The 25793-nt window shown below is 65.9% G+C and carries 27 protein-coding genes and 1 tRNA gene; 9 read left to right on the forward strand and 19 right to left on the reverse strand.

The annotated features are described in order from the left end of the window. Positions 1-43 precede the first annotated feature (43 nt). The 6 genes from rho to argS all read right to left on the reverse strand — a co-directional run bounded on the left by rho (position 44) and on the right by argS (position 8843). Complete coding sequence (gene rho, locus TX88_RS20025; protein ID WP_044519636.1) at positions 44-2095, reverse strand: transcription termination factor Rho; 2052 nt, start codon at positions 2093-2095, stop codon at positions 44-46. A 311-nt stretch (positions 2096-2406) separates the two neighbouring features. Next, positions 2407-3354: a homoserine kinase gene (thrB, locus tag TX88_RS20030; RefSeq protein ID WP_044519637.1), complete on the reverse strand. Its 948-nt coding sequence runs from the start codon at positions 3352-3354 to the stop codon at positions 2407-2409. 5 nt (positions 3355-3359) lie between these two features. Further along, positions 3360-4460 (reverse strand): threonine synthase, encoded by a 1101-nt coding sequence (thrC, locus tag TX88_RS20035; protein ID WP_044519638.1) that lies wholly within the window; start codon positions 4458-4460, stop codon positions 3360-3362. After that, positions 4457-5776 carry a homoserine dehydrogenase gene (locus tag TX88_RS20040; protein ID WP_044519639.1) on the reverse strand — a complete coding sequence of 440 codons (1320 nt, stop codon included), beginning with the start codon at positions 5774-5776 and terminating at the stop codon, positions 4457-4459. The genes thrC and TX88_RS20040 overlap by 4 nt, the downstream gene beginning before the upstream one ends. After that, positions 5773-7197 (reverse strand): diaminopimelate decarboxylase, encoded by a 1425-nt coding sequence (gene lysA, locus TX88_RS20045; protein WP_044519640.1) that lies wholly within the window; start codon positions 7195-7197, stop codon positions 5773-5775. Before lysA ends, TX88_RS20040 begins: the two co-directional genes overlap by 4 nt. Then, positions 7194-8843, reverse strand: a complete 1650-nt coding sequence (argS, locus tag TX88_RS20050) for an arginine--tRNA ligase (RefSeq protein WP_044519641.1) — start codon at positions 8841-8843, stop codon at positions 7194-7196. The genes lysA and argS overlap by 4 nt, the downstream gene beginning before the upstream one ends. 105 nt (positions 8844-8948) lie before the next feature. Between argS and TX88_RS20055 the strand changes: the two genes are divergently transcribed. Next, a tRNA-Arg gene (locus TX88_RS20055) sits at positions 8949-9021 on the forward strand. Between the two features lie 225 nt (positions 9022-9246). Then, positions 9247-9969 carry a sensor domain-containing protein gene (locus TX88_RS20060; RefSeq protein ID WP_049925210.1) on the forward strand — a complete coding sequence of 241 codons (723 nt, stop codon included), beginning with the start codon at positions 9247-9249 and terminating at the stop codon, positions 9967-9969. A 21-nt stretch (positions 9970-9990) separates the two neighbouring features. On the opposite strand, the gene TX88_RS34335 is transcribed toward TX88_RS20060, so the two are convergent. From TX88_RS34335 to TX88_RS35225, 6 genes are all read right to left on the reverse strand, one after another. Further along, on the reverse strand, positions 9991-10287 hold the full coding sequence (locus TX88_RS34335; protein ID WP_162563190.1) for a hypothetical protein: 297 nt from the start codon (positions 10285-10287) through the stop codon (positions 9991-9993). A 15-nt stretch (positions 10288-10302) separates the two neighbouring features. After that, the gene (locus TX88_RS20065) at positions 10303-10620 is read right to left on the reverse strand and encodes a hypothetical protein (RefSeq protein ID WP_168441794.1); all 318 of its coding nucleotides are present in this window, start codon (positions 10618-10620) and stop codon (positions 10303-10305) included. A 2-nt stretch (positions 10621-10622) separates the two neighbouring features. Next, positions 10623-12059, reverse strand: coding sequence for an Rv0964c family protein (locus TX88_RS20070; protein WP_044519643.1), 1437 nt, complete (start codon positions 12057-12059; stop codon positions 10623-10625). Positions 12060-12071: 12 nt separating this feature from the next. Beyond that, a complete protein-coding gene (locus TX88_RS20075) occupies positions 12072-12416 on the reverse strand; it encodes a type VII secretion target (RefSeq protein ID WP_244438553.1) in 345 nt (114 codons plus the stop codon). A gap of 165 nt (positions 12417-12581) precedes the next feature. Beyond that, entirely contained in the window at positions 12582-12908 is a 327-nt protein-coding gene (locus TX88_RS35220; RefSeq protein WP_049925213.1) for a site-specific integrase, read from the reverse strand. Position 12909: 1 nt separating this feature from the next. Continuing rightward, positions 12910-13473, reverse strand: a complete 564-nt coding sequence (locus TX88_RS35225) for a tyrosine-type recombinase/integrase (RefSeq protein WP_049925215.1) — start codon at positions 13471-13473, stop codon at positions 12910-12912. A gap of 133 nt (positions 13474-13606) precedes the next feature. Between TX88_RS35225 and TX88_RS20085 the strand changes: the two genes are divergently transcribed. The 3 genes from TX88_RS20085 (at position 13607) to TX88_RS20095 (ending at position 15971) form a co-directional block, all read left to right on the forward strand. Continuing rightward, positions 13607-14764 (forward strand): acyl-CoA dehydrogenase family protein, encoded by a 1158-nt coding sequence (locus tag TX88_RS20085; protein WP_209447078.1) that lies wholly within the window; start codon positions 13607-13609, stop codon positions 14762-14764. A gap of 8 nt (positions 14765-14772) precedes the next feature. Next, positions 14773-15444 (forward strand): GntR family transcriptional regulator, encoded by a 672-nt coding sequence (locus TX88_RS20090; RefSeq protein WP_044519644.1) that lies wholly within the window; start codon positions 14773-14775, stop codon positions 15442-15444. Positions 15445-15626: 182 nt separating this feature from the next. Next, positions 15627-15971 carry a hypothetical protein gene (locus tag TX88_RS20095; RefSeq protein WP_044519645.1) on the forward strand — a complete coding sequence of 115 codons (345 nt, stop codon included), beginning with the start codon at positions 15627-15629 and terminating at the stop codon, positions 15969-15971. A 61-nt stretch (positions 15972-16032) separates the two neighbouring features. Here TX88_RS20095 and TX88_RS20100 read toward each other — a convergent pair whose 3' ends face one another. The 6 genes from TX88_RS20100 to TX88_RS20125 all read right to left on the reverse strand — a co-directional run bounded on the left by TX88_RS20100 (position 16033) and on the right by TX88_RS20125 (position 21858). After that, a complete protein-coding gene (locus tag TX88_RS20100) occupies positions 16033-16776 on the reverse strand; it encodes an ABC transporter ATP-binding protein (protein WP_044519646.1) in 744 nt (247 codons plus the stop codon). Then, positions 16752-17627, reverse strand: a complete 876-nt coding sequence (locus tag TX88_RS20105; protein ID WP_049925218.1) for an ABC transporter permease — start codon at positions 17625-17627, stop codon at positions 16752-16754. Before TX88_RS20105 ends, TX88_RS20100 begins: the two co-directional genes overlap by 25 nt. Beyond that, a complete protein-coding gene (locus TX88_RS20110) occupies positions 17624-18682 on the reverse strand; it encodes an ABC transporter substrate-binding protein (RefSeq protein WP_044519647.1) in 1059 nt (352 codons plus the stop codon). Before TX88_RS20110 ends, TX88_RS20105 begins: the two co-directional genes overlap by 4 nt. Before the next feature lie 13 nt (positions 18683-18695). Continuing rightward, positions 18696-20051 carry an LLM class flavin-dependent oxidoreductase gene (locus TX88_RS20115; RefSeq protein ID WP_044519648.1) on the reverse strand — a complete coding sequence of 452 codons (1356 nt, stop codon included), beginning with the start codon at positions 20049-20051 and terminating at the stop codon, positions 18696-18698. Between the two features lie 171 nt (positions 20052-20222). After that, on the reverse strand, positions 20223-20594 hold the full coding sequence (locus tag TX88_RS20120; RefSeq protein ID WP_044519649.1) for a hypothetical protein: 372 nt from the start codon (positions 20592-20594) through the stop codon (positions 20223-20225). A gap of 382 nt (positions 20595-20976) precedes the next feature. Next, positions 20977-21858, reverse strand: a complete 882-nt coding sequence (locus TX88_RS20125) for an LLM class flavin-dependent oxidoreductase (RefSeq protein WP_044519651.1) — start codon at positions 21856-21858, stop codon at positions 20977-20979. 51 nt (positions 21859-21909) lie between these two features. Between TX88_RS20125 and TX88_RS20130 the strand changes: the two genes are divergently transcribed. The 4 genes from TX88_RS20130 (at position 21910) to TX88_RS20145 (ending at position 25272) form a co-directional block, all read left to right on the forward strand. After that, entirely contained in the window at positions 21910-22323 is a 414-nt protein-coding gene (locus TX88_RS20130) for a VOC family protein (RefSeq protein WP_044519652.1), read from the forward strand. 83 nt (positions 22324-22406) lie between these two features. Beyond that, positions 22407-23717: a sensor histidine kinase gene (locus TX88_RS20135; RefSeq protein WP_044519653.1), complete on the forward strand. Its 1311-nt coding sequence runs from the start codon at positions 22407-22409 to the stop codon at positions 23715-23717. Then, positions 23705-24349 carry a response regulator transcription factor gene (locus tag TX88_RS20140; protein WP_044519654.1) on the forward strand — a complete coding sequence of 215 codons (645 nt, stop codon included), beginning with the start codon at positions 23705-23707 and terminating at the stop codon, positions 24347-24349. Before TX88_RS20135 ends, TX88_RS20140 begins: the two co-directional genes overlap by 13 nt. A 32-nt stretch (positions 24350-24381) precedes the next feature. Then, positions 24382-25272 (forward strand): DUF4097 family beta strand repeat-containing protein, encoded by an 891-nt coding sequence (locus TX88_RS20145; RefSeq protein ID WP_044519655.1) that lies wholly within the window; start codon positions 24382-24384, stop codon positions 25270-25272. Here TX88_RS20145 and TX88_RS20150 read toward each other — a convergent pair. Beyond that, positions 25269-25793 (reverse strand): nitronate monooxygenase (locus TX88_RS20150; RefSeq protein ID WP_044519656.1); only part of this gene is annotated, 525 nt, incomplete at its 5' end. The two genes, TX88_RS20145 and TX88_RS20150, sit on opposite strands and share 4 nt — an antisense overlap.

Raw genomic sequence — 25793 nt, forward strand, 5'->3', positions numbered from 1 at the left:
AAGGCCCCCGAACAATCGGGGGCCTTTCGCGTGTCTACAGCGCTCAGTCGACGTCCATCGAGCCCGGGGCGGTCTTGGAGACCTGCACCAGGAACTCGTAGTTGGTCTTGGTCTTGCGCAGCTGGCTCATCAGCAGGTCGATGGCCTGGTGTGAATCCAGTCCGGACAACACCCGGCGCAGCTTGTGCACGATCGCGAACTCATCCGGGCTGAGCAGCAGCTCGTCCTTACGGGTGCCGGACGGGTTGACGTCGACCGCGGGGAACACCCGACGCTCGGCGATCTTGCGGTCCAGCTTGAGCTCGGCGTTGCCGGTGCCCTTGAACTCCTCGAAGATCACGGTGTCACCGGTCGAACCGGTCTCGACCATGGCCGTGGCGATGATCGTCAGCGAGCCGCCGTGTTCGATGTTGCGCGCCGCGCCGAGGAACCGCTTGGGCGGGTACAGCGCGGTGGAGTCGACACCACCGGACAGGATGCGGCCCGAGGCCGGCGACGCGTTGTTGTACGCGCGGCCCAGGCGGGTGATCGAGTCGAGAAGGACGACCACATCTTTGCCCTGCTCGACCAGGCGCTTGGCCCGCTCGATCGCCAGCTCGGCCGCCTGGGTGTGGTCTGACGGCGGACGGTCGAAGGTCGAGGCGATGACCTCACCCTTCACCGAGCGCTGCATGTCGGTGACCTCTTCCGGACGCTCGTCGACGAGCACCACCATGAGGTGGCATTCCGGATTGTTCTTGGTGATCGCGTTGGCGATGTCCTGCATGATCGTGGTCTTACCGGCCTTGGGCGGCGACACGATCAGGGCACGCTGACCCTTGCCGATCGGCATGATCAGGTCGATGACGCGGGTGGTCAGCCGCTCGGGCGTGGTCTCCAGGCGCAGCCGCTGGTTCGGGTACAGCGGGGTCAGCTTGGTGAAATCAGGCCGGTTCTTGGCCGCTTCCACCGGACCGCCGTTGACACTGTCCAAGCGCACCAGCGGGTTGAACTTCTGCCGCGGGTTGTTGCCGCCGCCGCTCTCACCACCCTCACGGGGCACACGGACCGCACCGGTCACCGCGTCGCCGCGGCGCAGACCGTTCTTGCGCACCATGTTCATGGACACGTAGACGTCGTTCGGCCCGGCCAGGTAGCCCGAGGTACGGACGAAGGCGTAGTTGTCGAGGACATCGAGGATGCCGGCGACCGGCTGGACGACGTCGTCCTCACGCAGCTCGGTCTCGTTACCGCCCTCGGCGCCACGCTCTCCGCGGCGGCGACGGTCACGGTCACGGAACCGGCGGCCGCGGCGGCCCTGGCGTCCGTCGCCATCGCCGTCGTCGTCGTTGTTGTTGCCCGACGAGTTACCGCCCCGGTTCTGCTGGTTGTCCTGCTGATCGGACTGGTCGCGGCCCTGACCCCGGTCCTGCTTCTGGTCGCGGTCCTGCTTCTGGTCGCGGTCCTGCTTCTGGTCGCGCTTGTCGTCCTGCTTGGCGTCGGCCTTGTTGTCGGCCTTGTTCTCGTCGCCGGACTGCTCGCGCTTCTCGCGTCGTTCCTGACGCTCACGCTTGGCAGGCTTTTCCTGCTGCTCGGCGGCGGGCTCGGCGCTCTTGGTGTCGGCCTCGGCAGGGGCTTCGGTCTTCGCCTCACCCTTCGCTGCCTCGTTGCCCGCGTCGTCCTGGGCGGCGTCGGCGGCAGGAGCGCCGGCCTGGCGCGAGGAACCCCGACGCTCACGGCGGCGGGTCGCGGGCTGCTCAGCGGCCTCGGCACCGGCGTCCGGCTGGGCGTCGGCGGGGGCGTTCTTGGGGGCCTCGGTGGCTCCGTTGGATTCGCCACGATGGGCGCGAATAGCTGCGATCAATTCACTCTTACGCAAACCGGATGCGCCTTCAACACCGATTTCCTTGGCCAGCGCTCGCAGCTCAGGCAGCACCATGGTCGACAGCGACGCGGGACGGGCGCTCGAAGCGCGCCGCGCGGTGTCCGATCCGGGCGCAGAGGCAGCAGCCGTCGCCGCGGTGTCAGCGGTCGCAGTGCTTTCAGATGTCACGGCGTTCGGTAAATCCCCAGTGCCATTGGCGCTGTCAGCCGTGAAGAGGTCCGTATCTGTCACGGATTTCCTTTCTTTCCCTCGCTCATCAGGTAGTGCGAGGGGTTCCCCAAAGGTCGATGCGCGTTCAGCTGAACCGCTGATCGCGTAGCTCACACCGTCGCCTGCGCAACGGCGATCGCCAGGATTCGCCGAGATGGCGAACCGTCAGTCCACGAGTAGAACACAAGAAGATTGGGTGGTCGTCCTGGTGTCGACGCAGGCAGAGACCCTGCGAGTGCTGGACGAGAGCGAGAATATCTCGCTTTGGTGAAGTAATCAAGCAACGTCGACGCTGGGCGTGTGGCGTTTGCTTCCTCTTGTGTCACTCATCATCAGTTCCTGGCGGCCACACCCGACGTCCAACGGACGCCCGCTCCGACCGACATCTCCCTGACGGTGAACCCATTGGCAGTGCCGTAATCCACGGCCTCATCAGGCAATCCCACCTGGGAACTCATCCCCAGAACCGTAGGTCCGGCCCCGGACAGCACCGCTGCCACACCATAACGCCGCAGGAGTTGCAGGTATTCCGCCGAAGCCGGCATCGCCGCGGCGCGTTGTGGCTGATGCAACACATCCTGGGTGGCGGCCATCAGCAGATCCGGACGCTCGCTCAACGCCACGACGAGCAGGGCTGCGCGGCTGAGATTGAATCGCGCATCGGTGTGACTGACCTGCTCGGGTAGCACCGCGCGAGTCTCTGCCGTGGACGATCGCTGCTGCGGAACCGCGGGAAACAGCCGGATGTCCGGATGAACCCGAATCGGCGCCGCGCGGTAGCGCGGCCTCCCGTCGTCACCGGTCTCGGTCCAGGACACCACTGCCCCGCCCAGCACCGCCGCCGCGGCGTTGTCCGGATGCCCCTCGAACTCGCTGGACAGCTGAATCAGCTGCTCCTCGCTCATCGGATCCGAACCAGCCTGTGCGACAAGACCATTGACCACAGCCAGACCCCCGACGACCGCGGCGGCCGAGGATCCGAGCCCGCGCGAATGCGGAATCTCGTTGCGGCAGCGCACGATCAGTCCGGCGGCGCGATGGCCGGTAGCCTGCAGACCCGCCTCGATGGCCCGCACCACCAGGTGCGTCGCATCGAGCGGCACCTGGCCCGCACCCTCACCCTCGACCTCCAGCTGGAGGCCGGATTCGGTTGTCTCGACGATGATCTCGTCGTACAGGCTCAACGCCAAGCCCAGGCTGTCGAAGCCTGGGCCCAGATTGGCGCTGGACGCCGCGACGACAGCGGTGGCCGTGAGTCCAGCGGGCAGGGTGTTGGTCACCAGGCTCAGACCAGTCCGAGCTTGGCGACGACGGCAACCGGATCCACCGGCACCGCGGTGACGGTAGGCATGTCCTTGAGTGCAGTGTCGGGGTCCTTGAGGCCGTTGCCGGTGACCGTGCAGACCACCGTCGAGCCACGCTTGACCCAGCCGTCCTCGATCGACTTGAGCAGACCGGCCACGCTGGCCGCCGACGCGGGCTCGACGAACACGCCTTCGTTGCGCGCGATCAGGTGATACGCCGCCAGGATCTCCTCGTCGGTGGCCGCCAGGAACCGGCCCTTGGACTGCTGCTGGGCCTCGACCGCGCCGGACCACGAGGCCGGCGACCCGATCCGGATGGCGGTGGCGATGGTCTCGGGCTCCTTGACCGGCTCACCCAGCACCAGCGGGGCAGCCCCGGCGGCCTGGGTGCCCAGCATGCGCGGGAGCCGGTCCGTCAGACCGTCGCGGTGGTACTCGGTGTAGCCCTTCCAGTAGGCCGTGATGTTGCCCGCGTTGCCCACCGGCAGCGCGTGCACGTCGGGGGCGATGCCCAGCGCGTCGACGATCTCGAACGCGGCGGTCTTCTGCCCCTCGATGCGGTACGGGTTGACCGAGTTCACCAGGGCGATGGTCGGGAAATCCGCGGTGATCTTGCGGGCCAGCTCCAGGCAGTCGTCGAAGTTGCCGTCGACCTGAATGATCTTGGCGCCGTACATGACGGCCTGCGCCAGCTTGCCCATCGCGATCTTGCCCTGCGGGATCAGCACCGCACAGGTGATACCGGCCTGCGCGGCGTAGGCCGCCGCCGAGGCCGAGGTGTTGCCGGTGGAGGCACACAGCACGGCCTCCTGTCCGCGGGCCAGCGACTCGGTGACCGCCACGGTCATGCCGCGGTCCTTGAACGACCCGGTCGGGTTGAGCCCCTCGACCTTGAGATGCACCGTGCAACCGGTGAGTTCGCTCAGCCGCTTGGCGTGGATGAGTGGCGTGCCGCCCTCGAGCAACGTGATCGGCGTCCAGTTGTCGCCGACCGGCAACCGATCGCGGTAGGCCTCGATCAATCCCGGCCAGGGCCGGTGCACCGGCCCTGCGCTGGTCTTTCCTTGCGTCCCGGGGTTCATGCGTTCGTTCCTTCCATACGCAGCACGCTGTTGATGGTCTGCACCACGTCGAGATCGGCCAGCGCCTCGACGGTTTCCGACAGCGCGGCATCGGTGGCCTGGTGGGTGACGACCACGATGCGCGCGCCGCACGGCTGCCCGCCCTCGTCGACCATGCCTTCCTGGCGCACCTCGGCGATGCTGACCTCACGCTTGGCGAATTCGGCTGCCACGGCGGACAACACACCGGGCCGATCCGAGACGTTCATGTTGACGTAGTAGCGGGTGGGGATGAATCCGATCGGGGCGATCGGGAGCTTCGCGTACTTGGATTCCCGGGGACCACGGCCACCCTGGACCCGGTTGCGCGCGGCCATCACGACATCACCCATCACGGCCGATGCGGTCGGCGCTCCCCCGGCGCCCTGGCCGTAGAACATCAGCCGACCGGCTGCCTCGGCCTCGACCACCACCGCGTTGAAGGCGCCGTTGACGGCGGCCAGCGGGTGCGTCAGCGGCACCAGTGCCGGGTAGACACGCGCCGAAACACGTTGCTTGCCTTCGTCACTGGTCAGCCGCTCGCAGATGGCCAGCAGTTTGATGGTGCAACCCAGTGCCCGGGCCGACTCGAAGTCGGTGGCACTCACCTTGGTGATGCCCTCGCGATAGACGTCGTCGGCGGTGACCCTGGTGTGGAAGGCGATCGAAGCCAGAATCGCCGCCTTGGCCGCGGCATCGTAGCCCTCGACATCGGCGGTGGGATCGGCCTCGGCGTAACCCAGCGCACTGGCATCGGCCAGGGCCGAGTTGTAATCGGCTCCGGTGCTGTCCATCTCGGACAGGATGTAGTTGGTGGTGCCGTTGACGATGCCGGCCACCCGCAGCACGGTGTCACCGGCCAGCGACTGGGTCAGCGGGCGGATGACCGGAATGGCACCGGCCACCGCGGCCTCGAAATACAGGTCGACGCGCGCCTTTTCGGCGGCCTGCGCGAGTTCACCGGTGGACTGCGCCATGAGCGCCTTGTTGGCGGTGACCACCGACTTGCCCTGTTCGAGTGCGGCCAGGATGGCCTTGCGGGCCGGCTTCACCGGGCCCATCAACTCGACCACGATGTCGACGTCGTCGCGCGACACGAGTTCGACGATGTCGTCGGTGAGCAGCTCCTTGGGCACCCCACGGTCACCGGAGACCTTGCGCACGCCGATGCCGCGCACCTCGAGCGGGGCGCCGATGCGCGCTGCCAGGTCGGCGGCGCTCTCGTTGATGATGCGCACCACTTCGCTGCCGACGTTGCCCAGCCCCAGTACCGCTACGCCGATGGGCTTCTCACTCATTGACCACTCACCTCCAGGCTCAAAAGATCGTCGACGGTCTCCCGACGGAGCACCAGCCGCGTCTTGCCGTCCTTCACGGCGACCACGGCGGGACGGCACAACAGGTTGTACCGGCTCGACATCGAGTAGCAGTAGGCGCCGGTCGCGGCGACCGCCAGCAGGTCGCCCGGCGCGATGTCATCGGAGACCCAGGTGTCTCGGACGACGATGTCACCGGTCTCGCAGTGCTTTCCGACGATGCGCGCCAAGGCCGCCGACGCGTCACTGACCCGGGAGACCAGGCGCGCGTCGTACTCGGCGTCGTACAGGGCGGGGCGGATGTTGTCGCTCATCCCGCCGTCGACGCTCACGTAACGCCGCTGCGCGGTGGCGCTGACCGCGACGTCCTTGACGGTGCCGACCTCGTAGAGGGTGATGGTGCCCGGTCCGGCGATGGCGCGGCCCGGCTCCACCACGAGCTTCGGCGTCGGCAGACCGACCGCCTCGGACTCGCTGCGCACGATGGCCAGCAGCTTGTCGGCCAGTTCCTTCATCGGTGGCGGGTCATCTTGCGGCACATAGGAAATGCCCAGGCCACCGCCGAGGTCGATGATCGACATCTGCGAGGTCTTCTCGACACCGAACTCCGAAACGACGTCACGCAGCAGGCCGATCACCCGGTGGGCGGCCAGCTCGAAGCCGGCCACGTCGAAGATCTGGCTGCCGACATGGCAGTGCAGGCCGACCAGCCGCAGGTTGTCGGTGGCGAAAACCTTGCGCACCCCGTCCATCGCCGCACCGCTGGCGAGCGACAGACCGAACTTCTGATCCTCGTGCGCGGTCGAGATGAACTCGTGGGTGTGTGCCTCCACGCCCGGGGTCACCCGGACCAGCACCTCCTGGACGATGCCCGCCGCTCCGGCGACTTCGTCCAGGCGCTCGATCTCGATCAGCGAGTCGACCACCACATGGCCGACCCCGGCCTTGACCGCGGCGGTCAGCTCGGTGACAGATTTGTTGTTGCCGTGCAACGTGATTCGCTCCGGCGGGAACTCCGCGTGCAACGCGACGGCGAGCTCTCCCCCGGTGGCGACGTCGAGCGAGAGGCCTTCCTGGTTGACCCAGCGCGCGATCTCGCTGCACAGGAACGCCTTGGCCGCGTAGTGCACATGATCGCCGCCGCCGAACGCCGCGGCGATCTCGCGGCAGCGCGACCGGAAGTCGTCCTCGTCGATCACGAAGAGCGGCGTGCCGTACTCGGCCGCCAGCGCCGTGACCGGCACCCCGGCGATCGAAACGACGCCGTCGGCGCCGCGAACCAGGTTGCGCGGCCACACATTCGGGGCCAGCAGCAGGATCTCGTCGGGAGACTGCGGCTTGGCTGGTGCGCCGGGGTGGTGGATCTCTTCGGCGTGCCGGGGCCCGGCGGGGTGCGCGTTCACATCCGCTCCGGGGCAGTGACACCGAGGATGGCCAGACCGTTGGCGATCACCTGGCGGGTGGCCTCGCACAGCGCCAACCGCGCCGAGTTCAGTTCGCCCGGCTCTTCATCACCCTGCGGCAGCACCCGGCAGGCGTCGTAGAAGCGGTGGTAGTCGCCGGCCAGGTCTTCCAGGTAGCGGCACACGCGGTGCGGCTCGCGCAGCGCGGCAGCGGCTTTGAGCACCCGGGGGAACTCACCCAGGTTGCGGATCAGGATGCCCTCTTTGTCGTGGGTCAGCAGATCCAGGTGCGCGGTATCGGCGGTGACGCCGAGGTCGGCCGCATTGCGGGCCAGCGCCGACAGCCGGGCGTGCGCGTATTGCACGTAGTAGACCGGGTTTTCGTTGGACGCGCTGGACCACAGGGCCAGATCGATGTCGATCGGGGTGTCCACCGAGGAGCGGATGAGTGAGTACCGGGCGGCGTCGACGCCGATGGCCTCGACCAGATCGTCGAGCGTGATGACGGTGCCGGCACGCTTGCTCATCCGGACCGGCTGGCCGTCGCGGACCAGGTTGACCATCTGGCCGATCAGCACCTCGACGGTGTCCGGGTTGTCCCCCAGCGCCGCGGCGGCGGCCTTCAGGCGCGCGATGTAGCCGTGGTGGTCGGCGCCGAGCATGTAGATGCACAGGTCGAACCCGCGCTGACGCTTGTCCAGGTAGTAGGCGAGGTCGCCGGCGATGTAGGCCGCGTTGCCGTCGCTCTTGATGACGACACGGTCCTTGTCGTCGCCGAATTCGGTGGTGCGCAACCAGGTTGCGCCGTCCTTCTCGTAGATGTTGCCGGTCTCGCGCAGCTTGGCGATGGCCTGGTCGACCCGGCCGGACGTGTGCATCGAGTCTTCGTGGGTGTACACGTCGAAGTCGGTGCCGAACTCGTGCAGCGATTCCTTGATGTGGGTGAACATCAGGTCCACACCGATCTCACGGAAGGTTTCCTGCTGCTCGTCGGCGGGCAGGCTCATCGCATCGGGCCGCTTGGCCAGCACTGCCGCGGCGATGTCGTTGATGTAGCTGCCTGCGTAGCCGTCCTCGGGGGCCGGCTCTCCCTTGGCCGCGGCGACCAATGAGCGGGCGAACCGGTCGATCTGGGCGCCATGGTCATTGAAGTAGTACTCGCGGGTGACGTCGGCGCCCTGTGTGGTCAGCAGCCGGCCCAGCGCGTCGCCGACCGCAGCCCAGCGGGTGCCGCCGATGTGGATCGGTCCGGTCGGGTTGGCCGAGACGAACTCCAGGTTGACCTTCTCGTTCAGCCCGGCGGAGTTGCCGTACGCCGCGCCCGCGTCGAGCACGTTGGTGATGATGACGCCCTGCGCGGAGGCCTCGATGCGCAGGTTGACGAAGCCGGGACCGGCGACCTCGGCGGCGGCGATGCCGTCGGCCGCGGCCAGTGCCGTGGCCAGCCAGCCGGCCAGCTCGCGCGGATTGACGCCGACCTTCTTACCGAGCTGCAGCGCGAGGTTGGTCGCGTAGTCGCCGTGCTCAAGGTTGCGCGGGCGCTCGACCGTGACGGTGTCGGGCAACGCGGCGGTGTCCAGGTCGTGTTCGGTCAGCACTGCGGCGGCAGTAGCCTTGAGCAGCTCTGCGAGGTCGGCGGGGGTCACGAGGGTCCATCCTATGGTCTGGGGTCCCCGCGCCCCGAATCCGTATTCGCTCTTCCATGCGCTACGCTATGCAAGCCCAATCGGCGCAGCTGATCTTCAGCCCGCGCCCCCGTAGCTCAGGGGATAGAGCGTCTGCCTCCGGAGCAGAAGGCCGCAGGTTCGAATCCTGCCGGGGGCACTCATGTTTTCGCAGTTCACGCCGCCTATTTAGCCCTCCTCTTTACAGGCGTGTCATGGGTGTGCCATCAGGCTCAGGCGCTTCCATTCGTGCTTGTCGCCGGCCCAGTGCGCGCGTTGCCTCGATATTTTGGGGTGTGAGAGGGGGTTGTCACGCATTTAGGGTCAAGGAGCTGGCTGACACATGTCTACATCCTGGCTAACACGTAACCTCTACCCTGGCCTCATGAAACACCTGCTGCGACTCGGGACGCTCGCGTGCGCCGCTATTCTCACCGGGTGCACGGGAGCCCTTGTTGGGGAACCCACTAAGGCCACCGATTCGCACGTACTGCCTGATGAGGCCGATCTGTCCGACGTGTTGGGTTCGCCGATGAAAGTTAGCGATGCACCACAGGTCGGCGGGCTCGATGTCCTCCCCGATAACATCGGGGATGCCTCCCCACTCGACTGCGTCGGGGTAAAACGACCGCGCATGCGTCAGACCTACCAGGATGCTCCCGTGCGATCCGCGAGAACGATTCTGTGGCAGACAAACCCTGATGTGACGACATACCCCCGCCCCAATTTCGCAGTGACAGTGGGCGTAGTGGAACTGGAATCAACCCGTGACGCCCGCGCTTGGTACTCCAAGTTCAGCGCCCAGTGGCAACTCTGCCAGGGCAAGACCGTGATAACCCACAACGTCGTCAGTCAAGGCACCACGTACTCTGACAAAATCACGCGCGTGTCCGACTCTGGGGGAATTGTGACCGCTGTGGACATGCAGATGGCAATGACGGGAGACGCACGCCCATCCCCAATGGAACGAGCTCTCACCGCCGAGTCGCGGTACCTCGTGGACGTCCAGGTAGCCGATATAGGTTGGCGCACAAACGATTCCATCAACGCGAACAACGCAATTGCGGTCGCACAGCTGATAGCCGACACGATCAATTCCACACCATAGACGGCGGAATGATAATGGCTGTCATAGCCCAATAGCTTTTCCTGCGATAAATACGCCGACAAATAGTATCACCGATACGGGTGCCGATAGCCATCCAATAAGCATTCCACGACCAATTTGACCCAGCTTAGCAGGACGGGTCATTAGCACCACAGATACGAGCAAATCGCCAAATAAAATCGGCACGAAATATAGCAATACCGGGAACGCAAAAACAACGAGCACCAGTGACACAAAATTGACAACAAAAATATGTACCAGAGCCGCGACAAACCCGGCAGGGCCATATTTGGATGTCGCTACAGGTTCATTCGTCATCAAATAATCTCACTGCTACATCATCCAAACGCTGAAGATAATTCCGCCCGTCAGAACGACAACGGACGATCCGAGAATGCTCAAAGCCACGCCTCGTATCCGGGCCGATTGTCGAGTCAATAGCATGGCCCCAACCGTCAGCGACACAATCACACTTATGGCCAAGCCTGCCAGGAACCAGGCGCGTTCCCGCTCTGGAAATACAGCGAGCTGCCCCAGCAGCCACTGCGCGACAAACATCAGCGCTAGAACACCCTGTGTGGTGAATGGCGACGACCAAGTCGCGGTTGACCAAGCTATGGTGTCACCCGGCTCAGCATTAGATGTTCTCATGATCAGAATTGTGCAGGCTTGCTTGGAATCGGAACCGAGGGAGGACTCGACGTAGGGCCGAACGGCGTGGAGGGCAGCGGAACCTTAACGTCATAGTTCGGGTTGTACCCTCCCGTGTCGAAGGGGGCGAACGCACCGCCGCCTGCTCCCACATCGTGATGAAACGGCAGGTTTGTAGCAGGCCCAACCGACCGCCCGCTAGCCGCTGGATCAATCAGGACGGTATTCGTTGTGCCGTCAGGCATATCTTGGTACACCTCCAAGGAGGGGTAATCGGAACGCGTGCCGTCGACGCGGATGCCACCCTCCTGCGGCGTGAACACCAAGTCTCCGGTTACAGACACGGGATGGTCCTGGAAAGGCCAGGGCGGGTTCTGGGCGATATCCGGTGCGAATGGGTTCGCAGAGTCGTATTTGATGCGGACTGCCCCGTCCGGCGTCTGCCACACCTCCCCTTTTGGTGTGCCAACTTTAACCTGCCCAAGCTCACCATTCTCGGTAATCTCAACCGATGGGTTCTGCCGTAGCACGACAATGCCATTCTCGTAATCAATGTACGTCGTCACCTTGGTGTTTTCTGGATCAAAATTGATGTCAGTAGATCGGTTGTTGCCGATATCCAAACTGCCAGGCGGCCAGCTCGCCACGTCGGGCTGTTCGATGAACTGTGAGGACCGGATTACCCCCTGACCGGGCACTGGATCGATCTTCACCACCTTTACCACAGGGCCGACAGTTTCAGAACCATTGCCCTTGAATTTCGGGTCGTAGCTGTTTGGGTTCAGAGCCTCGGCGGTGGACCAGTCGGCGGGACTGGTGGGCAACCGGCCGAAGATCTTCTCGAACGCCTCCGCAGACGCACGGACACGAGCGGGATCGTCGCGTCGCACAGTGCCATCGGGAAGCGGTGTCGGTGTGCTGTCACGCACGTCGGGAGCCTCAGTTCCCGTTGCAGTGGCAATCGCCCGGGCCAGGTCGGTATCTACGAGTTCACCAGCGGAGAGTACAGCCGCGACCTCTGCCTGCAAGTCGGCAACCTTGGCCGCAACCTCCGCCGCTGCATCGTCGGTCAGATAACTGGTGTCGGGCGCAACTACCTGATTTGTGTCTTGGTTGATCTCCACAGGCCAAGGTTGTTCTGCCGCGTGATCGAGAACCTTCTTGATCTCATTCGCAACATCCTCAGCGTCCTGCTCAGCCAACTCGAACGCCGACGCTGCTTTACCCAGATTTTCCGCCGCCGCCTCATGGTCACGGGCACTGGTCTCCATCGCCGCCCGCGCAGTCTCGCCACTGCGCCCTTCCCACGTCGACGCCTTGTTCAACGAACGGTAGAACTCAGCAGTGTTCGTGTGATTTGCAGCAGCGTCGCGCGCGGCCCCGGCCAGTTCGTTGACCTCCGGCGGCAGCTCCCGGAGCTCCCTCAAGTTCAGGCCCAAGAGGTCGTCACCTCACAACGCCGAGCCCGCGTCATCGATCCCTGCCGCGCCATCGGCATCGGTGTCCGCATAACCAGTCGCGGCCACGCGATAGTCCTCGGCGTGGCCGGCGAACTGCTTCCCGAATCGAGTCACGTCGGTCTCCCAGGCAGTCAGCATCCCTGGCAACGCCCCGCTCGCCAACCCAGACCCCAAGCGCACCTGACCCGCCCGCTCATGTGCCGCCTGATGGGCGGTCACAAAATCACTGCCGTGACCATCGAGCTTGTCTGCCGCCGATTGAAGCTCAGCCGGAGTAACTTTCAACGGCTCGTTAGAACTCGGCATCTCGTCCCCCCTCAGCAACGTGATGTTCACCGGTAGACTACACGACACCAACGCCGCCCGAGACCAGGGTAACCCCAGTTCAAACCACATCCCGGCGCGGAATCCATCCGATCTGATCTACTGCGCGATGGCCGATCGGCACAGCGGTGCAATGACGACCCCTCGTTGGCGGGTCGGCTCATCCCCTGCAATTGCCTACTCCCCGTTGACGGCCAGTTCGGATAGTGCAGTAGCAATTTCGTGGTCCCATCCAGACACGATGGCCTGATACATCAGGGAGGCTTTGGCCGTGCTGTGTCCGAGCCGGCCCATCGTCTCCACCAGATTGCCGACCCGGGCGGCCTGCGTCCCGGCGAAGTGACGCAGATCGTGAACCCGGACTCCACTGCGTCCAATCCGGGCAACCGCGGGAGCGAAGTACTCACGGCTGAATAGCCGATCGTTCATGTGCCCGCCGCGTGCCGCTGGAAACAGCAGCGCCTCAGCGTCTTTGGCCACATGGGTGGCCAGGTGTACGCGCACATCATCGCGAATATGCGGAGGTATCGCCACTACCCGAACCGCACTTCGGAGTATCCACCCGATACTCGCGGTCACGGCGGGTCACCGCCCGCATCACATGAATGGTTTCGCAGTCGCCGCCCATGTCCTTGCACCGCAATTCCGACACCTCTCCCCAGCGCACCCCACGCCAGGCCGACAACAGCACCGGAGCGCGCAACCGCTGCGGCTCAACCGCATCGGCGAGCGCGGCGACCTCAGCCACCGACAAGATCACCGGCTCCCGCTTGCGGGGCGGATTCATCACCCCCGACAGGTTGCACGGATTAACGGCCAGCAACCCATCAGAGACCGCCGTGGCGCGGACCGCATGCAACAACCCATAGGCGTGGCTGTTGCGCCGGACACGCTCGGTGCCTAACGCGGCAAACCAGACTCGTACCGTCTCGGGGGTGACGTTCTTCAGCGGCAGGCGCCCGAGCGTCCGCGTGATGTGCAGCCGCAGCAGATCCCGATACATCGAGCGCGTTCGCGGTTTCACGTTCCGATCCTCCACCCAGATGCCGGCATAGTAGGCCAGCGTCACGACGACGTGTCTGTTGTCCGTTTTCGTAAGCCCCCGATCACCCGGTTGCCCCGGCCTGTTGCTACCAGAGCCATCTCGCTGCCCTCAAACTCTATAGAATATTTTCTATAGAGTCCCGGGAAAGGATGCCGCAGTGATCACCTTGTCCGCCGAAGAGCAGGCCATCGTCAGTACCGTCCGCGACTTCGTCGACAAGCAGGTCCGGCCCGTGGTCCGTGAACTCGAGCACGCCAACGCCTATCCCGAAGAGCTCATCGAGGCGATGAAGGAACTGGGCATCTTCGGGCTCGCGATCCCGGAACCCTATGGCTTCGCTGCCGTTTCGATGCCGTGCTACGCCCAGGTCACCGAGGAACTGGCGCGCGGCTGGATGAGCCTGGCCGGCGCGATGGGCGGGCACACCGTGGTCTCCAAGCTGCTGCTGCAGTTCGGCACCGAGGAGCAGAAGCAGAAATACCTCCCCCGCATGGCCACCGGTGAGCTCCGCGCGACGATGGCCCTGACCGAACCCGGTGGCGGCTCCGACCTGCAGGCCATGCGGACGGTCGCGACGAAGGACGCGTCCGGCTATGTGATCAACGGGTCGAAGACCTGGATCAGCAATGCCCGCAAGGCCGGCCTCGTCGCGCTGCTGTGCAAGACCGATCCGGCCGCGACCCCCGCCCACAAGGGAGTGTCGATCCTGTTGGTGGAGAAGGTCCCCGGCTTCACGGTCTCGAAGGACCTGCCGAAACTGGGATACAAGGGCGTCGAGAGCTGTGAGATCAATTTCGTTGACTGCCAAGTGGATTCGGATGCACTACTGGGCGGAGTCGAAGGACGCGGCTTCGCGCAGATGATGAAGGGGCTCGAGGTCGGCCGGATCCAGGTCGCCGCCCGGGCAACCGGTGTAGCGCGGGCAGCCTTCGATGACGCCCTGCAGTACGCCCAGGACCGGGAGAGCTTCGGGGTGCCGATCTGGCAGCACCAATCGGTCGGCAACATGCTCGCCGACATGGGCACCAAGCTCTACGCCGCCCGCAGCCTCCTGCTCGATGCGGCCGAGCGGATCGACGCGGGCGGGCGCTGCGACATGGAGGCCGGCATGGCCAAACTGTTCGCCTCCGAGACCGCGATGGAGATCGCGCTCAACGCGGTGCGGATCCACGGCGGCTACGGATACTCCACCGAGTACGACGTCGAACGCTACTTCCGCGACGCGCCGCTGATGATCGTCGGCGAGGGCACCAACGAGATCCAGCGCGGAGTGATCGCCAAGCAGTTGGTCAAGCGCGGCGGACTCGATATCTGAGGCGCGCCATGACCGGAAACTCGAAGAGACCCGTGCAGATGCGGTTGTCCGACGTCGCCTCGGCCCATGTTCGCGAGCTCATCGTTTCGGGGCAGCTGCATTCCGGAGAGTTCATCCGGCCGGAGACGGTCGCCGATGAGCTCGGGATCAGCGCAACCCCGGCGCGCGAAGGCCTGCTCCAACTGCAGACCGAGGGCTTTCTGTCAGTGGAGCCTCGGCGCGGCTTCATGGTGACCGCGCTCTCCAGCGACGACATTCGCGACATCTACGACGCCCAGGCGCTGTTGGGCGGTGAGCTCACCGCCCGCACCGCCGCCACCATCACGTCGACCGCGGTGGACGAACTCGAACGCATCCAGGAGGCGCTCGAACGTGCCGCTGCCGCCAACGATTTCGATGAAGAGGAACGCCTCAACCATCAGTTCCACGCCCTGATCTACCAGCTGAGCGGGTCACGCAAGATGCGCTGGCTGATCAAGACGACGCTGGCATACGCACCGCGTAAGTTCTTCGCCGCGGTGGAAGGGTGGCCCGAAGCCTCGGCCCAGGATCACCGCGCCATCATCGAGCACCTACGGACCAACGATCCAGAGAAGGCCCGTGCCGCGATGGCCCGGCACATCCGCAATGCCGGCGCATTGCTCGCCGAGCACTTGGCGCAGAACGACGAATCGCCCTGACTGGGCGGTTTTGGCAAACGAGAAGTTTGAATCCATCGGTACCACGATTTCGGGCGTCCTGCCTGCCCTGAACCCAGGGTTGAGGCCGCCTCCAAAAGCGCGGAAGAAAAGTCTTTAGCAAACTGTCCCAAAGGTATACAGTTGCCCCAACGTTTCAGCATTCCTTCAGGGGGGACACAAGCATGCAGAAGTTCGTCGCAGCGGCGGTGGCCGCCGGTGCCTTGAGCGCCGGACTCGCACTCGCCGCGCCGGCCGCGGCGGCACCGAATTGCTCCGACATCGTCGACAAGATCAACAGCGAGGACGGTTACACGCCCACCAGCGGTGAGAAGTGGTCCTGCGCCACCGAGATCCAGGCGAACAAGTGGGCGACCTTCCCGGGCAGCATCACCGGCAAGTGGGGCAGCTTCCCCGCCGACACCGCCGACAAGTGGGCCAACGCCCCCGCCGATGTCGCCAAGAAGTGGAACGACTTCCCCAAGAACCTGAAGGATAAGTGGACCGGAGGCGGTGACGAAGCGGAGTAATCCTCCGAATACCGCCTCACATCAGTGGTGATCCGTTTACAGCGGGTCACCACTGATCTGTTTACGGCCCTTCGCCTGCCCCCACCCCGAGCGCGGCGAGCAGCGCCTCGCGATGCGCGACGAACTCGGGGTTGCGGTACGTGCGGGCATCCGGCGTCTGGAAGTCCAGGTGACGGTCGACGACGAACGAGCCGCCGTCGAGGACGAGCACGCGATCAGCCAAAGTCACGGCCTCGTCGACATCGTGGGTCACCAGCAGGACCCCGGGTTCGTATTTCGCACACAGTTCCTTGAGCAGGTGATGCATGCGAACCCGGGTGAGCGCGTCGAGCGCCCCGAAGGGCTCATCTGCCAGCAACAGCGCGGGATCGCGCACCAGCGACCGGGCCAGCGCCACCCGTTGTTGTTCACCGCCAGACAGCTCGTATGGCCAGGCCTGTTCGCGTCCGGCCAGGCCGACATCGGCGAGCACCATGCTCGCCCGTTGTCTGACCTCGCGACCGGACAAACCGAGCGCGACGTTGTCGAGCACCCGCGCCCACGGCAGCAGTCGGGAGTCCTGGAACACCACCGATACGTCGCGGGCGACGAACAGGTCCCCTGTTCCGGCGACTCCGTGATCCAGCCCGGCCAGCGCGCGCAGCAGCGTGCTCTTGCCGGAGCCGCTGCGGCCCAGCAGGGCCACGAACTCACCCTTGCGGATGGTGAGGTCCACCTCGTCGAGAATTGTCGTGCCACCGAATGATCGGCTCAGTTGCCGGACTACGGCGACTTCCTCGGTCAGGTTCCCAGTGCGCGCCGCCACGACAACGCTCTCCTCTCGATGGCCCGGACCGCGTAGTCGCCGGTGAGTCCGAACACCGCGTAGACCAGCAGGCCCACCACCACGACGTCCAGTTGCCCGTACATCCGGGCCTGGGTCATCAGATAGCCGATGCCACTGGTCGCATTGACCTGTTCGACGACCACCAGCGCGGTCCACGAGATGGTGACCGCGAGCCTCAGCCCGGTGAAGAAACCGGGCAGGGCACCGGGGATGGCCACCTTGCGGATGAACTGGCTGCGGGAAAGCCCAACGGTTTCAGCAAGTTCGACGTGGCGCAGGTCGACACCCTTGAGCTGTGCGGTGGTGTTGATGTAGACGGGGATCAGCACGCTGGTGGCGATGATGATGATCTTCATGGTGTCGCCGATCCCGAACCAGATGATCGCGAGCGGGATGATGGCCAGGGTCGGCACCGCGCGCTTGACCTGGATCGGCCCGTCGACGATGGCCTCGCCGATGCGGCTCAGCCCCGAGATCAACGCGAGCACCAGACCCAATGCCACGCCGATCGCCAATGAGATCGATGCCAGCTTGAGTGAGGCGAGGATGTTCGTGGGTAACCGGCCGTCCGACCACATCTCGCCGATCGTGCGCACGATGTCCAGCGGGTGCGGCAGCGTACGCGGATCGAGGATGCCCAGTTGCGAGGTGACGATCCAGATGACCACCAGCAGAAGCGGTCCGATGGCCAACGACGCGGGGATGGCCCGGCCCGGCCCCAACCGCCGGCGGCGTTCACTGCCCGACCGGTGTTCCAGATGCGGATAGTCCTGGCGTCCGGCGGCCCCATCTGTCACCGCCGAAGCAGGGGCCGTCTGGACGGTGGTCACTGTTTGCCCGTCGACGTCGCGTTGAGATCGGCGAACCGGGAATCGAATTCGTCCTTGGCGTGCAACTCTTTCCCGGAGAACGCGCCCGCCTGCTGCAGCAGGTCGATGGTCTCCTGCTGGGTGTTGATCAGCTCATCGGTGAACCCCGGCACCGAGGACTTTCCGTCGGCCGCGGCGATGGCCTTGGCGTCCTCGGGGCTGACCTTCTGATCCTTGATCAGGTACTCGTCGATCCAGGTCTGCTTGTTGTCGTTGAGCCATTGCTCGGCGCGGTACCAGGCGATCACGAATTCGCGGATGGCGGCCGCGCGAGCCGGGTCCGACAACGCTTCCTGGCTGGCGTAGACGTAATACAGGCCGGGGTAGGCGCCTGGGGCGTTGGGGATTTCGATGCTCCCCTCCCCCTGTGTGGAAGCGAGGTACCGGACGCGGTCGGGTTGCTTGAGCACCGCGGCGTTGACCTGCTCGGCACGCAGACCGTCGGCGAACTCGGCCAGACCCAGATTGATCGGCTGCACGTCCTTGATGCTCAGGCCTGCGGATTTCAGGTTGCGCAGCACGACGGCCTGCTGCGCAGTGCCCTCGTTGATCGCAATCTTCTTGCCGGCCAGGTCTTTCAGCGATTTGATGCCCGAGCCCGGTGAGGTTGCCAGCACCAGCCCGTTCCCGTCGTATTTCACCGCCCCGACGATGGGCACCCCGGCGTCCGAATACTGCGCGAGGATCGGCGGGACATCACCCACCCGGCCCAATTGCGCGTTGCCCGACCGGATCGCCTCCAGGCGCAGCGGTCCGCTGCTGAAGTTGGCGTAGGTCACGTCGGCGCTGAGCCGGTCCTGCTCACCGGAGAGTTTGAACAATGTCTTGAGCCGGTTCGCGTCGTCGGCCACCACCAGGCTGGTTCCCGCCGGAACCGCCACCGGAATCGGTGCGTCGGCGGACAGTCCGCCGCTGCCTTGCGTCCCGGATCCGGACGACTGGCAACCGGCCACCACGACCGCGACGAGGCCGGCGGCCAGGATCACCCGGGTCAAGCGGGTCAACGGATTACGCATGTCTGGTTCCCTGTCAGCTCGCGGCCGACACGGAAGCGTCCGCGCCGGTGGTGAATCGGTTGGCCGGCCGGTCCAAACCGAGGTGGTCACGGAGGGTGCTGCCGGTGTATTCCTCGCGGAAGATGCCGCGGCGCTGCAACTCTGGGACGACGTGGTCGACGAACTCGGTCAGTGAGGACGGCAGCGCGGGCGGGATGAGGTTGAAACCGTCTGCGGCACCGGTGGTGAACCACTCCGCGATGGTGTCGGCCACCTGCTCGGGCGTGCCGGCGAACAATCGATGTCCCCGACCACTGCTGAGCCGCAGCAACAACTCCCGGACGGTGAGATTGTCGGTCTCGACCAACCGCTTCACCAGGGAGAGCCGGCTCTTGATGAAGGTGTCGCCCGGATCCTCGGACGGGAAGCTCAGTTTCCGGTCGAGATCGTCCTTGGTGACCGCGAATCCGACGATGGCGCTCAGTTGTTCGAGCCCGTAATCGGGCACGGTGAGTTCTTCGAACTCACGTTGACGCTCGCGCGCCTCGGCTTCGGAGCCACCGATGATCGTCGACAACCCGGGCAGAATGTGCACCTGGTCCGGGTTGCGACCGTACCGGCGGATCCGGGCCTTGACGTCGCGGTAGAAGTCGCGGGCCTCGTCCAGCGTCGGCTGCGCGGTGAAGATCGCCTCGGCGTACCTGGCCGCGAGATCCTTACCGGGCTCCGACGATCCCGCCTGGAACAGCACTGGATGCCCTTGCGGGGAGCGCGGCACCTCCAGCGGCCCGGCCACGTCGAAATGCGGCCCGGAGTGGTTGATCGCGTGGATCTTGGCCGGATCCACGAACCGTGGCGCGACCTTGTCGCCGACGATGGCGTCGTCTTCCCAGCTGTCCCACAATTTCAGCGCGACCTGGAGGAATTCGTCGGCACGCTGGTATCGAGCCGCCGGGTCCGGGTGGTTCGGCACCCCGAAGTTGGCCGCGGCCGAGGCATTGGCGGTCGTCACGACGTTCCAGCCGGCCCGTCCGCGGCTCACATGGTCGAGTGTGGCGAAGCGACGCGCCAAACCGTACGGGTCGTTGTAGGTGGTGGACGCTGTCGCGATCAGCCCGACGTTGGTGGTCGCCCCGGCCAGCGCCGAGACCAGGGTGACCGGGTCAAGAGCATCGAACGGACGAAACTCGGTCTGGTCCTTGAGGACTGGATGGTCGGCGAAGAAAACCGCGTCGAGCTTGCCGCGCTCGGCGATGCGGGCCAGTTCGATGTAGTGGCCGATGTCGGTGATGCCCGACAGATCGGTCTCGGGGAGACGCCACGCCGCTTCGTGCTGGCCGATGTTGCGCAGGAATGCGTTGAGGTGCAACTGCCTTGCGGGCGCAGCCATTGCGACGAGCTCCTTTGGTCGGTGAACCGGGCTGCGTCTATTTCAGGGGGACGGGCTGCGCTCCGAGAACAGTTAAGATCAGCGAAATTCCAGCTAACCCGCAGACAGCACACGAGCGTGCGGCATGTCTGCCGCACGCTCGTGAGTGAGGTTGGTGCCGTCGGTCGGGGTTCAGCCCAGGCCTGTCCACTTCTTCAGGACCTTGCCCGGGAAGCCTCCCCATTTCTCGGCGGTCTTGCCGGGGAACGTCGCCCACTTCTCGGCGGTCTTGCCAGGGAAACCCGCCCACTTCTCGGCGGTCTCACCCGGGAACTTCGTCCACTTGTCGACGACAGGGATGTCGGGCAGATCAACCCCGCCGGTCAGGGATTTCTCGGCGGCGTCGGTGATGGCATCGGTGACCGACGAAGACACGCGGTCACACGGCGAGCACCCGACGGTGCTGTTGCCCTTGGAATCGGCCGACGCCGGCGCGGACAGCGCCACCGCGGCGCCGAGGGCCCCCGCGGCGAGGGTCGTGGCGATCAAACTCTTCTGGATCATTGGGTCCCCAACTGTCGTGTCCGACGCCGCCCGACCGCGACGCCGATTTGACACGCTAGTCCCAGAACCCAGCTCCCGTCCTGCCATGTCAGCCGCTCGAGATCGTTTGCTGTAGCTGCGCCCGCCCGGGGCGACCCCTGGCCACGGCCCAGTGCGCCCGACCGGGCCGGTCCCCGTAACCGAACAGCAGGTAACCGCCGGGTTAACAGCCGCGCACCATGCCCATCTACCATGCGCTTCCTCGGCATTCGAGGGTGCTGCAGACAGGCCACCTCGAAGTGGACAACGCCGGGAAGCTCATCGCGATTTCGAGACCCAGACTACGTCGCAGGCCCCCGGATGATCTTGCTCACTTTTTGCTGGGATGACCTGCGCTGGTACCTCAGGCGAAGACCTTTGCCACCTCGGCCACCCGGCGCACCTGGTCGATATCGGAGCTGGTGGGGATCAGGTGCACCTCGTCGGTACCGATGTCCTCGAACTTGCCGAGCACCTCGATCAGTTGTTCTTCGGTACCGGCCCACCCGGTCATGGGAGCCATGGCGTCGACATACTCGGCCGGGATCCAGTTCATGTACCGGCGCAGGTGCCGGTGGACCTGGGCGCGGGCCTCCTCGGGCTTGCCGAGCGCGAACCAGAAGGAGGTGGCCAGGTGCGGCTTGGGTTTGCCGGCCTCGGCCCAGGCGGTGCGGGCGACGTCGAACAACTCGGCCTGGCGGGTCAGATCCAGGTCCAGTGTCGTGCCTGCCACGCCGTCGGCCCAGGCCGCGGCGTCACGGATGGTCTTGGGCCCGATGGAGCCGATCTGCAGGGGCGGTCCGCCGGTCTGAACCGGTGATGGCCCGACCGGAAGCACCGAGTCGGTGACCTTCTCCCCTGCCCAGACCCGTTTCATCACCGCGACGCGCTCCGCCATGCCCCGCCGGGTCTGGGACGCCGGGTCGGCGCCGACCGCGTGGTAGTCCTCGTGGCGGCCGCCGACGCCGATGCCCACGGTCAACCGCCCGCCGCTGAGCAGATCTCCGGTCGCCAGGCCTTTGGCCAGCATTACCGGATCGTGCAGCTGGGGCACCACCACCGTGGTGACCAGCCGCACGCGGTCGGTCCACGCCGCCAGGGCGCCCAGCAGCGTCAGGCTGTCGGGATTGTCGAAGGCGATGCGCTCGCCCCAGCACAGCGACGAGAACGGGCCTCCGTCGATGACGTGCGCCCAGGACCGCAGCGTCGTCGCATCCAACTGAGGTTCCATGACCGGCATCGTCATACCCACGCGCACGCAGGGATTCTGTCACGTCCAGGTGGCAGCATGATCCTTATGGCCATCACCACGTCCTCGGTCGCCCACGTGCGGCTGACGGTCACCGATATCGAACGGTCCCGGCAGTTCTACGAGAGCGTTTTCGGTTGGCCGATTCTGATCGAACTGCCGCAGGACGCCGACGCCACCACCCGCGCCCGCCTCAGTTTTCTGTCCGGCGGGGTCATCTACGACGCCGGGGCGACGCTGATCGGCCTACGCCCGGTCGGGCGCGACGCGTTCGACGAGAACCGAACAGGACTGGACCACTTGGCCTTTCGGCTCAAGAGCCTCGACGAGCTGAACGACGCCGCGCAACACCTCGACGATCTGGGCATCGAACACGAGGCCGTCAAGGACATCGGACCCTCCTACATCCTGGAGTTCCGCGACCCCGACAACATCGCCTTGGAGCTCACCGCGCCGAAGTAGATCCCCGGCCCGGGGGATATCCCCCACCCGGGTCTGGGGAAAACGCTGTGTCGCCGGGCCGCGCAACTTCGTAGGTTGAAGGCATGGTCGCAACAAGCGAAACCGCCCTGCCCGCCCCGGCCGAGCCGGCTGCCGAGTCCGTGACGGCACCACGCAACATCGGCCTCGTGCCGACCGCGTCGATGATCACCGGTGCCGCAGTGGCACTGGTGTGGTTCTGGATTCCGTTGTCCATCATGGTCATCGGGGTCTCCTCGATTCCTTCGGTGATCGGATTCCTGCTCTCAGGGGTGGTCTTCATCTACCTGATGCGCGGTGTCGAGTGGGTCGAGCGAACGCGCAGCGAAGCGGTGTTCGGCCTCGGTATCGGGATTCCGCCTCGCCAGCTGTCACCTCACACGGGGTTCCAGGGCTGGGCTCATCAGCTGTGGCTGGACATCAGCAGTACCCGGTTCTGGAAGGGCGTCTGCCAGCACTACCTGCGGATGACCTACGACATGCTGGCCACCGGCGTCGCGTTCGCATTGCTCGCCTTCGCGTTCGTGGGCCCGGCCGCGGCCATCGCGATCCGGCAGAGCGACAACGACGCCGGTCTGATCTTCCTCTCGCCGCCGATCGCCGTGCTGCTGGCGATCGTCGCCGCCGCCGCCGCGGTTGCCATCCTGATCTTCGCCCCGGCCGTGGATGCCGCGATCGACCGATGGCTCTTGTCCCCCTCGCCCACCGCAGCCCTCGAGTACCAGGTGAACGCGCTGGCCGATGCGCGGCAGGGCGCGGTGTCCTCGGCGCAGACCGAGCGCCACCGCATCGAACGCGATCTGCACGACAGCGTGCAACCCCGGCTGGTCTCCCTGGCGATGACGATCGGGCTGGCCCAGACCAAGCTGGATTCGGATCCGCCCGCCGCCAAGGCGCTGATCGCCGAGGCGCATGACGACGCCAAGAGCGCACTGGTGGAACTACGCAACGTGGTGCGCGGTATCGCCCCGACGATCCTGTCGGACCGAGGTCTTGACGCCGCGTTGTCCTCGGTGGTGCAGCGCACCGAGACCTCCGGAGTACCAACCACATTGCACATCGATCTGCCTCGCAGGCTGCCCGACGAAGTGGAATCGGTCGCCTACTTCGTGGTCGCCGAGGCCTTGACCAACGTCGCCAAACACGCCGCCGCCTCTCAGGCCGTGGTCACCGTCCGGCTCGACGACACCGCCGACGTGTTGCACGTTTCGGTGTTCGACGACGGTCAGGGCGGCGCGGTTGTCGATGCCGGCGAGAACGCCACCGGCCTGCGCGGGCTCGATGAACGGGTACGCGCGGCAGGCGGAACCTTCGCGGTGTCCAGCCCGGCCACGGGCCCGACGATCATCACGGCGGTGCTGCCATGCGGATCGTGATCGCCGAGGATTCGGCACTGCTGCGGGCAGGCATCGAACGGATCCTGGCCGACGCCGGGCACGAGATCGTCGCCGGGGTGCCCGACGCCACCAACCTGCTGCGACTGGTCAACGAGCATCATCCCGACCTGGCCATCCTCGACGTCCGGATGCCGCCGACGTTCACCGACGAGGGCATCCGGGCCGCGGCGCTCCTGCGCAGTCAGAATCCCGAGTCCCCCGTGCTGGTGCTCTCCCACTACGTCGAAGAGCGCTATGCGGCCGATCTGATCACGTCGGACACAAGAGGATTCGGCTACCTGCTGAAGGACCGGGTCGCCGACGTGCCGGCATTCCTCGACGCCGTCGCCGTGGTGGGCGGCGGAGGCACGGTGCTCGATCCCGAGGTGGTGTCACAGATCTTGGTCCGTTCGGCCCGCCGCAGCGCCCTGAGCCAGCTGACCCCGCGGGAGCGCGATGTCCTGCAACTGATGGCCGAGGGCAAGACGAACTCGGCGATCGCCGCCGCCCTGCACATCTCGGTCGGCTCGGCCGAGAAACACATCGCCTCGATCTTCACGAAATTCGACCTCGCTCCCGACGAGAGCGAGAACCGCCGCGTGCTGGCGGTGCTGCGCTACCTCGAGACCTAGAACGAACACCCCTACCGGGAAGGACTTTCATCGTGACAACCATCGCCCCTCCGCCACCGGTCAATCCGCCGCCCCAGTTGAACTCAGGCGGCCGCACCACGTTCCGTCTCGTCCTGATCTCCTCGGCCGTGCTGCTGGTGGTCGGCACGGTAGCCGCGCTCGGCGTGGCGGCCTGGGCCGTGAGCACCGTCCGGGTCGTCACCGATCACCAGGCGTTGCCCGCGACGATGCGGTCTCTGGTGATCGACACCGCGCAGATCCCCATCGCGATCCGCATCACCGCGGACCGCGAAACCCGCGATGCCACAGCGGATCTGCGCCTGGTTAACACCACACACAGCGGGGTACACCGACTGCAGGTCACCACCGACGGCGACGGCACCCGGATCACCATCGCGGGCAAGCCCTCCCCCATGCTGGAGTGGGCCCGCGGCGGGGAGATCACGATCGCCGTGCCGCCCGAGCAGGCCCGGCGCCTGACGGTACGCACTGAGCAGGAGCTCGGCACGGTGATCGCACAGGCCGATGTGGACCAGTTGATCTCCCGGGTGTCTGACGGGTCGATCATCCTGCGCGGTGCCGCCCGCCGCGTCGAGGCCCACACCGTCGACGGCGAGATCGTCTCGCGCGACCCGATCGCGGTCACCGAAGAATTCAGCGCCACCACCTCCGACGGGGACATCACCGTCGACTTCCGCGACGCCGCGCCGCGCCGCGTCGACGCGGTGAGCCGCAACGGCGACGTGGTGATCGGACTGCCGGAGCGGGGACCGTATCTCGTGCACGCACAGTCCGGGGCCTCGACAGAGGTCCGCGTGGCCGAGACCAACGATCCCGACGTCGCTGCCGCCGAGGTCACCGTCCGCTCCGACGATGGCGACGTGGTCGTGGAGCGTGTGGGTCCGGGGCGCGGACGGGGCTAGACCGGGGCCAACCCCGTCATGATCTCGGCCACCGTCCCGGTCCGGGCCTGGCGCCATCCGGTTCCGGCCCACACGTTGGTGGCCTGCGGATCACCCGCAGCCGCCGAGGCCTTGCGCACCGGGCTGGTCAGGTAATGGATCTCGGGGTAGCCCAGCGGGGCCTGTGCATCGTGCTCGACGATGAAGCGGTTGCGCAGCCCGCGGGCGTACCGGCCGGAAAATGCCCGGGTGACAACGGTTTCGGTGAACTCAGGACTTTGCAGCGCGGCACGGTGTACCGGGCTGCTGCCGGCTTCGTCGGCCAGCAGGAACGCGGTGCCGAGTTGGACGGCCACCGCGCCGGCGGCCAGCACACCCGCCACGTCGCCGGCGCTGACCAATCCGCCCGCCGCCACGACGGGAACGTCCACCGCCGCCAGCACCTCGGCCAGCAACTCCTCCAGCGGTTGCGATGCCGGCGCTGCGGCCGGGTCGAACGTGCCCCGGTGCCCACCCGCGGAGGGCCCCTGCACGGCGAGCGC

This window comes from Mycolicibacterium septicum DSM 44393 (assembly GCF_000455325.1).
Lineage (GTDB): Bacteria > Actinomycetota > Actinomycetes > Mycobacteriales > Mycobacteriaceae > Mycobacterium > Mycobacterium septicum.